The following is a 13313-nucleotide window of genomic DNA, read 5'->3' on the forward strand; positions in this document are numbered from 1 at the left end:
GGTACAGCCGGTCGTGATCAATCGGAACGCCCGGTCGCGATCGCTCGGTACGCGCAACAAACTGAATGGCAACAAAGTGGCGCGCAGCGACGGTGCAAAGCCGCTCATGGAACTCCCCGACGCGTTTCCGAATGACGTCGATTACGATTGGTACATTCGAGAGGCCGAAAGCATCCTCATCGATATCGGCTACCGATCTGAACGGCCGACGCTAGATCAGCATCTCCTACTCGCCGCGGTGATATGATGGAAGCAATGAAAAGCGCGATCATCTCGTCATGCGGTTTGTATCGCTACGATCTGCGCAGGGATTGGGATGCGAACTTGCAGCCGCTTGTGCTCGGCATGCTCAAGCCTTCGAAAGCCGATCACAAAATTGACGACCCGACGATTGTTCGCGGCGTTTATCGCGCGAAAACGATGAATTGCGGATCTCTGATCGTGTGGAATCTCGGCGCAGGTCGCGCGACCGAACCGCAAGACTGGATGGCGATGCCAGACCCGATCGGTCCCGACAATGACCGGCATATTCGAGACATCCTGACCGAATGCAAGGAGCGCAACGGCATCGCCGTCGCCGGTTGGGGCGTCTACGGCGACTTCATGAACCGCGACCTGGCCGCGATGGAAATCGCGCATACCGTCCAGCTACCAGGATCGAGAGGCCCTGTTGAGCAGATTCCGGACGATTCTGTCCTCAAAAACACCTATTATCGTGTTATTGACAAACCAAGTGCCTCGTCAGGGCTTTGAGCCGTGAGTTCAGTATTCTTTAGCGCCCACTGTGTGGGGCAGTGTTGGCTTAGCGGAGTCGATCATGACCCCAACCCACCGCATTATCCAGGAGTCGTCCGGAATTCGATTTTCAAGGATCGTCAGTTTTCTCTATGGATCGGCCGCGGACATCGCTTTCTTCATCACAATTCTATCTGTTGTCTGTTTCGTAAGCGGCCAAGTCGTGCCGAAGACGATCGACACGGGCCAGCAGACATGCATCGAATCGCTTGCCGTAGAGGGGGCGGATGGCTCCGTTTGCCATCCAACACAGCGTCAGGACGCGCAAGCGCTTCAAAGACTCCTGGACACAATAAGTGCCGAAGCGCATTGAGCGAAGTACTTATGCCTCATGCTGCTAATCTGGTAGTGGCATTCGGCAGGCCGAGGAAGCTATGGCGCGGTGACGGCTGCGACAGTCTCATTCGTCGGCTGGATATTCGTGTTCACAAGCACGTTTCTGATCGATCATTTCGAATTGTTCGGACTATATCAAGAGCACCCGATCTCGCGAGCCGCGCAAGCCAGCGCCGCAATTCGCACCCCGCTGCACCAAAGATTTGTGCGGCATCTCACATATTCGCCTTTATCGTCGCGTCTGAGCCGCGCCCGTCACGACGATCGGGAATCTGTTACTTGCAGCCGTGATGACCGCTTACATCTTTGTCGGCATCTTCTCAATCATCAAACAGTCTTCTGCGGCCAACGCCGTCGTCGGCGTTGGTTACCAGTATGTCCAGCGTCGGATAGAGCCTCTCGCGAAAGGCTGCGCCGCCGAGAGAACCGCCATTCCACCAAACGGTGATTGCGCCTGCCTGGTCTCCTTGAGCTCTGCCACCGATCACCAGCCGGTTCGCTGCACGGCGTCCATTTGCACACATGGAAGAACGACGCGCTTGTCAACCAGGCAATCAAGGCCAGGTCCGAGAACTGCGCGAAGGTAGCCTAGATGGGCCTTTTCGGTCGAGACGAGTACAGGATGTTCAGCTCGCTAATCACGAGCATGGGAAGGGTGTTGCAAGGACGGAAGCGAAGGCCTGGTCCCACTCGTGGAGCTCAACTTCGAGGGGCTGCCGGGTCCGAGGAGACAGCGTCAAAGGCGTTCTTTTCCGAAATGATGCCGCTCGAAAACATAACTTTATCCCAGAGGATGCGTCGAGCGATCTCACGAGGGTCTGCAGGCACTTGAGCGCGGTGAGTGCAAAACCAGCCAAGCCGCATTTCAAGCGGCAAGACGAACAAGAAGGTTCTCAGCCGAAGCGTATGACAACCTTGAAAGGTGCTTACTCGATCTTGAAAGGATTGGCTGAGGCGGTTCAACTAGAAGCTAGACGGCACCTATATAGGCGACTTCCTGATTAGGTCTGCTCTCAGCCTCGCGCAAACTTGCGAGAAGGAATACGATCCCCGCGCGCGATCAGATCCTGGTCAGTTCGCCGAAGTTCCGGATCACCTTCGGATCGCCGAAGTCGCCGCCGGATCTCCGGAGCGGCTAAGGGCGACGCCGCCGACATGCCTAGGCTTACGGGAGAGGACCTCCGCACGCATGACGGCGCTCTGAGAGAAGCACTCGATCGCTTCACCGGGCGCGATCCGTCGTCAGAACTGAGGCAGGCGCAGCACTGTTTGCATGAGCGGATCGTCCGTATCGAGCATTGCTCTCACGAACCCGAGCGAAAAGCATCCATCGCGTGGGCCAATAGTATGCCGATGCTCAGAAAAATGAGTGTCCCGACAAGAGCCGAATACATATGCCACCTCCATCGCTCACTTCCTTTGAACTGCGCGACCGCTTACACAGTCAAATTATTCCTTGAGCACGAAATGGGATCGCAGCCAACTGATGAGTCTGGGCCACAGCGGCTAGCTGGCAACATGTGGAACTATCAAAGGCAGAAGCTGTAAAACCCAGCTGTTCTGTTCGAACCGGCGTAATAGGCGTAGTGCGGATGACCGAAAAACGCGTGTGGCTAATGTGCAACGGATACTTGGTTTCTGCGCGGGAATGTCCAAAACGAACGCTCCGGCCCTTGAGACGCCTGTAGCATCTGCACGCAAGAATTGGGGCGTCCGGATGACTTTTCAAGCTCGAAGGATGAGAGCTTATTGTCTCTTTGGGAGGTGCGCGCCGGCAAGTGTTGGCCGGTTGCGCGAACGCCGGACGTTGCCGCTTTGGTGGTAACAATCTGCGCACCTATGCTGAATTGCTTCGTTCGGAAATGGACCGGCGGGAGCTGAAGTACATCCCGATTAATTGGTCTGAATAGGCCGCTGCACGGCATACCGATGAAAGACCTGCAGAAGCACTTGAAAAAGCTCCGCACTGATGCAGCCGAATGCAAATTGATCAGCGACCTGGCACTGACCAGGAAAAGCGAGAGCTGTTCGCAAGGCTTGCGGATCACTTGAGTGTCGTGGCGTCCTAGGTCGCGCCCGCCATATCTGCGAAAGTCGCCACCACGGAGACGGAGCTATAAACACAGTCGCTCGTGCTTAAGGAGCGGCTCTGGGTTCACGAGAGTGGGACTTATGTGAAATTTGACGAGGCGGGTAAGCTGAGCACGATTTTGCCTCTGTGGTTGCCGCGATTGTTGATTACGCAGTCGCCGGGACGAAGCGTCGGAAGGAGGACTTTCTCGACAAGAGGCGGAAACTCTCGCGATCGTTCGGCCCCTCGAGAAACCATGGAGCCTCGATCCGGGCAGGTGCAATGCGGCCAGGAAGTCTTCCAGCGGCCGTGCGGAATCTTGCTGGGACTCCTCTCGCTACCGGGCGCCCACCCCCGCAAGGCCGCCATATCAATCCGTTCCAGATCTCGTCGCTGAAGACCAAGCGCTCAGGTTCGAGGCGATCTTGAATTTGATCCACTGCGTTCGCTGTCTGGCGACGTCCGGACGGTCGCGTTCGCCAGCCACCACCTTGCTCTTTGAAGCTGAGCTTCTCGGCGTGGACGAACTCCCACTCAACGGTAATCAGCCTTCAGCCCGCGATCAGCGAGCTCGGCGACCAAGCCGCGCAAGGTGAAGTCCCCTTGATTCGTCCTAAAACCCCGACACGATTTTCGCCGGAAATCGCCTTCGGCCTGTGGACGCCCATCCTGCCGGGCGCCACGCTGCCGGTTTCTCCCGATGCCGTCGCACCCATCCTACGGCGGTGCTGACTGACCGCAACACCGAACTGTTTAGCCGCCTCGCTCCGGGACAATCCGCCGGTAAGAACCTACAACGACCCGCTTCCGAAGATCCTCAGAGTAAGGCTTTCCCATCCATGCTGGCCTTCACGCCGAGCCTCATGGTAAATCAGAATTCTCCTGATTTGGGAACCCCGAATCGATTTAAGCTAACCTCATCACGCTTTAGATTAGTCCCTCCGCGGCTTTGCTCCACGGCTTCTTCAGCCCCCCTTCGCGATGGCTCGTTGCACTTCGCTAACCCTTTGCCCTCATGCGGTTGGATAGAAGACTTCCACTTTCAAGCAGCCGTTCATACTCGGCACTCCTGAGAAACCGCCCGGCAAACCGGGGGTTTCTTCCCCTTGTGTCACGGGCAGCCTTTTAGACGTCGTTCCGGGGCGCTCACGAAGCGAGCGAACCGGCAATCCAGAGATCGCGGCGAGAGGTTTCCGGGTGCGCAATCCAAATCGGCTGCTACCGACTTGCACCATTAAGACCCGCGAATCCGGTTACACCCGAGTTCGACTTGCCCTGGAATGACGGTTAGAAATGCAGCCGCCTACCCTGCCGTGTTCGAGGTCTCGCCGTCGTTGGGATCGATTTTCTGGTTAAGCCGCGCATGCAGCGTGGCCTGGTCGAGTTCGCCTTCCCACCAGGCCACGAACACCGCGGCAATACCGTTGCCGATGATATTAGTAAGGGCGCGCACCTCGCTCATAAATTTGTCGATCGAGAACACGATTGCCATGCCCGGCACCAGCACTGGATTAACCACTGAAAGCGTCGCCGCGAGCGTGATGAAGCCGGCCCCGGTGATACCGCTTGCGCCTTTCGAAGTCAGCATCGCCACAACGAGAATGGTCAGCTGCTGGCCGAAGCTGAGATCGACCCCGAGCGCCTGAGCGATAAACAGCGTTGCCAAGGTCATGTAGATGTTGGTGCCATCGAGGTTGAAGGAGTAGCCGGTAGGCACCACGAGGCCGACCACCGGCTTGGAGCAGCCCAGCCGCTCGAGCTTCGTCATCAACTGCGGCAGCGCACTTTCCGAGGACGAGGTGCCGAGCACGAGCAAGAGCTCATCCTTGATATAGGCGATAAACTTGAAGATCGAAAACCCGACGAAGCGCGAGATCAGACCGAGCACGACCACCACGAACAGCGCGGCCGTAGCATAGAACAGCGCGACGAGACCGATCAGATTGCCGAGCGCCGATGGTCCGAACTTACCGATCGTGAAGGCCATGGCCCCGAACGCGCCGATCGGCGCTACCTTCATGACAATGGCGATGACGCCGAACACCGCGTGCGCCGCGTCGTCGATCATGCCACGCAACTTTGCGCCGCGCTCACCCAGCGCCATCAGCGAGAAGCCGAACAGAATCGCAAACAAGAGCACCTGCAGGATATCGCCGCGCGCCAGCGCGCCGACCACGGTGTCGGGAATGATATTGAGGATGAAATCGACGCTTTTCGAGGCTTCCGCCTGCTTCACGTAGTTGGCGACGGCTGCGGCATCGGGCTTGGCCGCAAGGCCGTGGCCGATCTGAAAAAGATTGCCCATCACCAGGCCGAGCACCAAGGCAAAGGTGGAGACGACCTCGAAATAGACAAGCGCCTTGAGGCCGACCCGGCCGACCTTTTTCGCATCCTGGATGTGCGCGATGCCCGAGACTACGGTGCAGAAGATGATCGGCGCGATCAGCATCTTGATTAGCTTAATGAAGCCGTCACCGAGCGCCTTGACCCAGTCGTTGGTCGCGAGCGACGGCCACAGCCAACCGACGAGGACGCCAATCAGAATAGCGATCAGCACCTGAACGTAGAGGATTTTGTACCAAGTTCGCGACGCCCGCGCGGACGCCGCAGTTGCGATGGTGGTCATGACGCTCCTTCCCATACGAACTCGAACACCGAGCCGTCGCGCGTTGAGAGGCGACGGCATCAGACGAGCTTTTCATGCCAGCCGTGTCCGATTGAAGACGACGATGTCGGAAACCCGACAGCCTGCAGCGTGATTCCAAAGGCAGGCTGGCTGTTACGTGTATTTTCTCTCGATAAGCAAGACGCGCACCACGCGCGAAGCCATGCGGCCGTCAACCCGCCAGACGGTGAACCGACACTCTCCTGACTAGCTTGGCCGAACGCCGGAACCGTTCGTGCCGCCGAAGGCAGAGGCGTTGTTCAGCGCCACGCGCACCTTGCGCTGGCGCAGCACATTGGACGTGGCGTCGAGATCGACGAGCTGCTTGCAGTCGATGTCATGCTCCGATAGCGCTTTGAGGTCGGCGCCGATCCTGACCTTCAGCTCGTAAAGCTCGGAATCGACGATCGGGCCGATGGCGGTGCGGCCTTCGCGCATCTCTTTCCAGATGGAGGCGGCGCAGGTGTCTAGGCCGCACAGCCCGCCCATTCCGGTAATGACGACGCTCCTCTCCATTCAGGCCTTCTTAGCGAGGAAGCCGTGGACAGCTTCAACCGTGTCGCCGATATGCTTGAGGTTCGACCAGGCATCATCCGTGTTCATCTCGATCTGCACGCCGTTGGACTGTTCCAGGTCGTAGATGAGGTCCGTCAACTCCGGCGACTGGATGCCACGCAAGGTAAGTTCCGTGGCGATCGTTGTCTCGCCGCCGCCAGCGGGTATTCCTTGGTTTTGGCGATGTTCCTTCGCGAGTTTGATCTGCCATCCTGTGGCTTCCATCAGGCGCCTCGACGCGAACGCGACGCCGTTCCTCAGCCGAGCCGCGTCGCCGATAGAAGCAGTGACGTGATCGGTGGGCGTCAGGTGCTGTTGCCAATGCAACATTCCGCAACATTGGTAAAATTGATTTTTTGGATGGTAAGCATCCACGGCGCGTATCAATTCCTGGCGCAGGACAAGAAAGTCGCACCCTGGACGCCCTCTACAGCGGCCGGCCCCTCGGGTGCGAGTCGACCGCCTCCGGTCTGTCGCCAGGCATCGAGGCCGCGATGGGCGCGGCCCGGGAAAGTGAAAACAAAGACACGATAATGGCGACCATCGGCACCTTCACCTTGAACGGCAATGGCTTTTCCGGCTCGATTCGCACCTCGCTCTCAATGCCAAGGCCAAGCTGGTCCGCCTCGAGAACCCTCTGAAGGGCCGCACTTCCGCATCTTGGAGGCTAATGCCGATTATTCGTAGCGTGGGATTATGCGAAGTCGTTGGCTGTTAGTCCCGGTTTTCCAGGTCTTTTGTCGCTGTGCCGCTCCGCATAATAACGGGCTGCGGTCCGCGGTGCCTCGCCTGTTGCGAGGCACCGCGGTGTCGGTCAGCGCGACCAGATCAGCGCAAACTCGCCATCGTCGCCTTCGAAGAGGTTGGCGTAGACGGGCGCGGTGAGGGACGGATCGTCGAGGTTAACCGAGTAGTAGGTGCGGTTGTCCTTCGAGGTCCGGCGCCAGGCGGCACCGATCTCGACCCCGGACGATCACGCGCAGGTCTGGCGCCTTGTCGCTGGTGGAGGCGGGCTCGCTGGGGACGAGGCGCGCCTTGGCGTTGATCGCAAGCGTCTTGATGATGCCGGTGTAGGTGCCATCGTTGCTGCGGGTGAACGAACCGATCTGGGACATGGTGGATCTCCTGTGCTGTGAAAGCCTGCGACCATCGCGGCCTTGTGGCGATCTTGAGCCCCGGGACGGCCGACCCGCACCGTCAGGCTGCCGCGCATGCGGAGATGGCGTGCGGCTATCTTGTTGCTGCGCGAGGAGCGGCGCAGCCGCGGGGAAGAAGATCGCCGGCACGTTATTGCGGGGAACAGGCCGGGTCGCAGACCACATCTCGGGTCCGCCCAGCAAATCGGTCGTAGAGCATCACGGCACGCCTGGAGAACCACCCGCTCCCGTCGGGCTCGCATGGCATGATGACCTCTGGTCCTCCTCACAGCGTCAGGTTGGCACAGTGCGCATGTCGGCCATCAGCGACGCGATTAATGCGTCGCTGCCGTCAACTACCAACGCTAGTGATTGATCAAAATGAAAGACACGGCAATTATTGGTGAACGTTGGGCCGATCGAACACCACGTGGCGCGAGCATCACATGCAAAGACTTCGGCATATAACATCAACCAAGGGTCCGCTCTCGCAAACGAACTTGATGCGCCGATTCGCCGGTCGCAGAAATGCCGCGTGCGCAGGCTCGATCCAGTATAACTTCTCTTGGAGATAGCATGATGGACTGTTCAGTGTGATCGCAGCCGCAGGCCCAAAGGCCTCGCGCATTGGCCTGTCAATCGTCCGCCCTCTGGGCTGAGCACCTCATGATTCCAATTCGCCGACGTAGGCGAGCACATCGTGGACTCAATCGTGGCAGGTCTCAGGCAGATCAACTCGTGAGCCGCCCGAATGAGGCAGAGCTTGGCCAAAGAAGATTCAACGGAAGCAGAGCATCCACGTCAGTATTCTGTCACGCCGCCGCATTTAGGCGCAGCTTAGTCCTCTCGTAGAATGGATTAGACCGTTCGCAGCAGGGAATGAAGATGGCAGCAAGCGAGACAAGCTTTGAGCAATCGGTGATCCGCATGGCGGCTGGACGCTTCCGCCAGACGTCTACCGAGAAATCGGCTTGGCATTGGCCGCGATCGGCAAGCCGATCTGCATCGTACAGGAGGGCGGCTACCGACTGGACGCGTTGTCGGCCTGCGCAGCGCATTTATCCCCGGGCCTGCGAATTGGAATGAAGGAAACAGGCAGGAGCCATACATGAACGACACCTCAGCCCCCGATGCTGGCCTTCTTCCGTTTCGAGACCTCATCAACGAGTTGGACAACGATGTCATGGCTTCCTTTGGAGCTGGGCAGGCGAACTACGTCGCCGCCGCTACGTTCGATCTCCCCGTCCTCGACGGGAGGTCTCCACATGCTTGGCAGTTTCTGTTCAAGCCCGTACGCCCCGTCGCGCTGGCGGAGCAATCCTGCCGTGAACTCGGGCGACAACGGCCGGATGGCCGGAAGTGGAGCCAGTAGTGAAAGCTGTGATCCTCGCGGGCGGCCTCGGATCCCGAATCTCCGAGGAAACCCACCTTCGGCCCAAGCCCATGATCGAGATCGGCGGCAAGCCGATTCTGTGGCACATCCTCAAAATCTACTCGCACTATGGCATCAACGATTTCGTGATCTGCTGTGGCTATAAGGGTTATCTGATCAAGGAATACATCGCCAACTACTTCCTGCACGTGTCGGATGTCACCGTCGACATGACGAAAAACCGTATGGAAGTCCACCAGCATCATGCCGAACCTTGGAAGGTGACGCTCGTCGATACCGGCGAGAAGACCATGACGGGTGGTCGGCTCAAGCGAGTTGCTAATTACCTGACGGATGAGGACGCCTTCTGCTTGACCTATGGCGATGGTGTGGGAGACATCGACATATCCGCATCGATCGCCTTCCACCGTCGCCAGGGTACGCTCGCCACTCTAACCGCGACCTATCCGCCTAGCCGTTTCGGCGCCTTCAAAATTTGTAGTGATCACCGTGTCGCCAGCTTCAAGGAAAAACCTCGGGGTGATGGGGAAATGATCAATGGTGGCTTCTTCGTGCTCTCCCCGAAAGTATTTGACCTGCTGGTGGATGACTCCACTGTTTGGGAGCACGAGCCGCTCACGACCTTGGCCGAGCAGCAACAGCTTTCGGCTTACCAGCACCACGGCTTCTGGCAGCCCATGGATACTCTGCGTGACAAGACGTTCCTCGAAGCGCTCTGGATTGAGGGCAACGCTCCGTGGAAGGTGTGGGAAAAATGAGCAGCTTCCGGGCGAGCATGCGCGTCTTTCTCATGGGGTACGTGGATTTCAAAGGCTCAAGGCTCGCGCTTTGGCTGCAACGTCTCGGCGTCACGGTGACCGGGTACGCGCTGACGCCGCCATCCGCGACGCCCAGCCTTTTTGAAATCGCTCGCCTGGCCGGCATGGGGCCGATTCTGGGCGACGTGACCAACTGCAATCATTTGGTCGGCACGCTTCGTAGCGCTGCGCCCGGTATCGTTACCCACATCGCGGCACAACCATTGCTACCCTATTCCTATGCCAATCCATCCGAGACCTATCGCGCAAATGTCATGGGAACGGCGCATCTGTTGCAGGCCGGTCGGCAGATGGATTCGGTCCGCGCGGTACTCACCGTCACCTCCGACAAGTGCTACGAGAACCGTGAATGGATCCGGTGCGATCGAGAGAACGGTCGGATTTGCCGTCTGAGCGAAACGAAGGCGGGGATCGGCACAATTGAGTTCGTGTTCAGCGCTGACCGTTCAAGTGGTCTGACTTGGACAGAACTCGCGGGCATGGAGTCCTGCATAAGCGCCATCCGCCTTAGCAAGAATGTCGGGGTTCAGCGATCGGTTCTCGTCGACGATAAGCATGCCCGTGGCGACGCCGTGATGCAGATCGAGGCCGATCTCCAGGATCCGTCCGAGCTTCGTGCCGAGCTCTTTGACTTGTGGCGATCGGCCGCCGGGGTGTCTACGGCAATTCGCCGTGTTCATCGTCCGACCTGATGCGCCATAGCAATTTCTGCCATTAGGATGCGGGTATGGAAAAGGTATTGGTGACTGGCGCACGAGGCTTCATTGGATCCCAGCTTTGCAAGAGGCTCACGGGCTTGGGCGTCGAATTACACGCGGTCTCGCGCCAGCCACCGGCCGACGTACCGGCCTGGTGGCAATCGATTGGCGGAGATGTCAGCAATGCCCGACGCGCCACCGCTATCTGTTGGTGGAACGTCAATCTGGTCGATCTGCAGGCAACGCGAGAACTGATCCGGACTGTCCGGCCTGACGCGACCTATCACCTCGCTGGTCTGGTGACGGGTTCGCGCAGTTTCGAAATGGTGCTGCCGATCCTGCAAAACAACTTCCTCACCGCATTCAATCTGCTCCTGGTCACCGCTGAAAGCGGCGCCGGCCGGATCGTGTTTGCGGGCTCCGTTGAAGAGCCGGATAACCCGGATCACATACCTTCCTCGCCCTATGCCGCGGCAAAAGGGGCTACGTCGGCGTATGCTCGGATGTTCGAGGCGCTGTATCAGACCGAGGTCGTCATCGCGAAGATCGCCATGGTTTACGGCCCGGCGCAGGCGGACCTCACGAAGCTGGTCCCCTACATTATCACCACCTTTTTGCGCGGCGAGCGTGCCAAGCTGAGCAGCGGCGTCCGGCCGGTTGATTGGATCTACGTCGATGACGTGGTCGATGGCCTTATAGTGTGCGCCCACGCATCTGGCGCCGAGGGCCGTGTGATAGATCTTGGATGGGGCGAGGTGTGCACGATCCGGGAGATTGTACAGCAGCTAAGAGCATTGATTCCCGGTGCGCCCGAACCGCTGTTCGGGGCAGTTCCCGATCGACCGCTAGAGCGGGTACTGAAAGCCGATGTTGCCATTTCCCGCAAATTGATCGGCTGGAACCCGTCGACAACGCTGCACGCGGGCCTGCGCCGTACAGTGGAATGGTATCGATCCCGACCCGCGGCATGACCGCCGGGGCGTCACCCGTTGCTCGTTTACCACGAACGCGTGGTTCCTGTGGGCCTCGTCCCGATAATGATCCAGGCTGCGGCTTGCGTGTCGCCACGCGGCGCGCGTTTCCAAGCGCATCATCATAAGAGGAAACCTCGCAAAACGCCGGGTTCAGATTCCGCAATCGCGACAGCTCGAACAGGACTTGCATAGGGGGCCGCCGGGCCCAGATAGGCTTCGACATCGGGTTTCGAGCATGCTCAATCAGGTATTGCGTAGAATCTGCACAGGCAAAGCATAGGCCGTCGGCCAAGTCGACAAAGAATGTCTTCGTCGCCATCCAGGCGGAAAAACTCCGAGACGGCGCTACGTCGGCGGCCCGGACACTTAACATCCACAACGCCACCGAGCCGATCACCGGCAAGATGAACTCGCGGCGTGATGGTGTATCATTCGACCCGCTTCGATCACTCGGAACGTGCGTGGACAAGCCCTGCGTCCAGTGCGATCCGCGCGGCGGACTCAAGCCGAGCAAAGGGTATGTCGGCCCGCACCGCCATGTCCAACAGGCTATGGTCGCCATCCGCGAGGTTGAGCAACCATAAGAGGTCCATCTGCGTGGCGCCGCCCGCCTCGCGTTGCCCAGCGATCGTTCTATAGAGATCGCGTCTTCCAAGCTGAGGCTCGCATCGACCGTCGACGCGCTCATACGTGCAGTCCGCATCAAGTAAGTCCAAGACCGTCTCTATTACCGAGTAAGATTGATCGAGGGCCTCCGGCTTCACGAAATCCAGATTGTCTGCCGACGTATGGTATTCGGGGAAAGCACCATGTACACCGCGCATAAGGCAGCCTACCGGCAGATCGAATGCAGGCGAACAAAACTGCCGCTCATCATATCCGTAGGGGGCGAACGGCAGTATTTCATGGCGGAGGCTGGAATGCCTGAGGACATGTGCCACGGCCCGATCGATCGTCGCCGCCTTGCGGCTCTGCTTATAGTGAAATTGCCCGCCATCACCCAAACACGTCAGCACGAGGCCATACTTGATGTTAGCCAATACCGGCTCGTTGCGGGCGAGCCAGGTGATGGCGCCGATCGTCGCTGGAAGGAAAAGAAATCGATATCCTAGCCGTCGTTTTTGGCGCGCCTGCCGCATGGCCAGAGCGGTCATGACTGCGATTCCCGAAAGATTGTCATTTGCGAGGCTGGGATGACAGACATGGGTGCTGAGCAAAACTTCGTTCGGCGTCTCGCCGGGAACGAAACACTCACCAAACGTCAGTGAACCAGCCGAGATATCGCTGTCAATCTCGACATGATAGACGTCATCATTCATGGTCTGCCAGAGATTATGAGGCAGGCAGAAGCCCCAATCGTCGGCGTAATAGCCAGTCCTGTATGGAATAAGATCTGGCTGATCAGGCAGCGTGTGGATGTGCCGCGCGAGTTCGGCACGCGTGAACACGCCCTGCACCGGCCTGCTATATCCAAGAACATGAAGATTGTTGCTGGCGAAGTCGACCAAGCATTTTCCGCCCACCGTGGAGATCGAACCGTGGCGAATATTCCATTCCATTGGAACGTGCCAGTCGAAAACAGAAGTTCCCGTTCGGACTTCATTGATCTCGAGATCAATATGGCGGGCGATGATGCTCAGGGTCTTGCGAACTCCTGAGCCGGTTTGACTACGGTTGATTGGAAACAGCTCGCAGACCAGTTGATACAGGTCAATCGCAGGCTTCCTCTCAATTTCCCTTACGTCGAGCTTCATTGGCATCTCGTTTCGGCCGGGGTCACTACAGCTCGCGATCTGCGAGCGATGGTCGGGCCGCATCTTTGGGCGTGTTCGTCTGCCGCCCGATGAAACCGATCGCGCCGGTCAGCAAGAC

10 protein-coding genes and 2 pseudogenes are annotated in these 13313 nt (G+C 58.6%); 7 read left to right on the top strand and 5 right to left on the bottom strand.

Features of this window, described 5'->3' with window-relative positions; genetic code table 11:
- The 3 genes from CP49_RS11895 to CP49_RS11905 form a co-directional block, all read left to right on the top strand.
- On the top strand, nucleotides 1-247 hold a 247-nt coding region (locus CP49_RS11895; RefSeq protein WP_057850450.1), incomplete at its 5' end, for a hypothetical protein.
- A gap of 8 nt (nucleotides 248-255) precedes the next feature.
- Nucleotides 256-753, top strand: a complete 498-nt coding sequence (locus tag CP49_RS11900; RefSeq protein ID WP_197423087.1) for a DUF1643 domain-containing protein — start codon at nucleotides 256-258, stop codon at nucleotides 751-753.
- A 64-nt stretch (nucleotides 754-817) separates the two neighbouring features.
- A complete protein-coding gene (locus CP49_RS11905; RefSeq protein WP_057850452.1) occupies nucleotides 818-1108 on the top strand; it encodes a hypothetical protein in 291 nt (96 codons plus the stop codon).
- A gap of 3397 nt (nucleotides 1109-4505) precedes the next feature.
- Here the strand turns inward: CP49_RS11905 and dctA are convergent.
- The 4 genes and pseudogenes from dctA to CP49_RS11925 form a co-directional block, all read right to left on the bottom strand.
- Nucleotides 4506-5828, bottom strand: a complete 1323-nt coding sequence (dctA, locus tag CP49_RS11910; protein WP_057850453.1) for a C4-dicarboxylate transporter DctA — start codon at nucleotides 5826-5828, stop codon at nucleotides 4506-4508.
- A 350-nt stretch (nucleotides 5829-6178) separates the two neighbouring features.
- Nucleotides 6179-6383: pseudogene (locus CP49_RS11915) on the bottom strand (beta-ketoacyl synthase N-terminal-like domain-containing protein); the annotation flags it as partial.
- Nucleotides 6384-6647 (bottom strand): hypothetical protein, encoded by a 264-nt coding sequence (locus tag CP49_RS11920; RefSeq protein WP_245310662.1) that lies wholly within the window; start codon nucleotides 6645-6647, stop codon nucleotides 6384-6386.
- 589 nt (nucleotides 6648-7236) lie between these two features.
- Nucleotides 7237-7537: pseudogene (locus CP49_RS11925) on the bottom strand (DUF736 domain-containing protein).
- A 1129-nt stretch (nucleotides 7538-8666) separates the two neighbouring features.
- On the opposite strand from CP49_RS11925, the gene CP49_RS11930 reads away from it, so the two are divergent.
- Genes CP49_RS11930 through CP49_RS11945 form a run of 4 tightly spaced genes read left to right on the top strand, consistent with a single transcriptional unit; the run spans nucleotide 8667 to nucleotide 11438 of the window.
- Nucleotides 8667-8930 carry a hypothetical protein gene (locus CP49_RS11930; protein ID WP_057850455.1) on the top strand — a complete coding sequence of 88 codons (264 nt, stop codon included), beginning with the start codon at nucleotides 8667-8669 and terminating at the stop codon, nucleotides 8928-8930.
- Nucleotides 8930-9709 (top strand): glucose-1-phosphate cytidylyltransferase, encoded by a 780-nt coding sequence (gene rfbF, locus CP49_RS11935; RefSeq protein WP_057850456.1) that lies wholly within the window; start codon nucleotides 8930-8932, stop codon nucleotides 9707-9709. Before CP49_RS11930 ends, rfbF begins: the two co-directional genes overlap by 1 nt.
- Entirely contained in the window at nucleotides 9706-10461 is a 756-nt protein-coding gene (locus CP49_RS11940; RefSeq protein WP_057850457.1) for a GDP-mannose 4,6-dehydratase, read from the top strand. The genes rfbF and CP49_RS11940 overlap by 4 nt, the downstream gene beginning before the upstream one ends.
- A 35-nt stretch (nucleotides 10462-10496) precedes the next feature.
- Nucleotides 10497-11438 carry an NAD-dependent epimerase/dehydratase family protein gene (locus tag CP49_RS11945; RefSeq protein ID WP_063791677.1) on the top strand — a complete coding sequence of 314 codons (942 nt, stop codon included), beginning with the start codon at nucleotides 10497-10499 and terminating at the stop codon, nucleotides 11436-11438.
- Nucleotides 11439-11887: 449 nt separating this feature from the next.
- Here the strand turns inward: CP49_RS11945 and CP49_RS11950 are convergent, their stop codons facing one another.
- The gene (locus CP49_RS11950; RefSeq protein WP_057850458.1) at nucleotides 11888-13201 is read right to left on the bottom strand and encodes a DUF4910 domain-containing protein; all 1314 of its coding nucleotides are present in this window, start codon (nucleotides 13199-13201) and stop codon (nucleotides 11888-11890) included.
- Between the last annotated feature and the right edge of the window lie 112 nt (nucleotides 13202-13313).

This window comes from Bradyrhizobium valentinum (assembly GCF_001440405.1).
Classification (GTDB): domain Bacteria; phylum Pseudomonadota; class Alphaproteobacteria; order Rhizobiales; family Xanthobacteraceae; genus Bradyrhizobium; species Bradyrhizobium valentinum.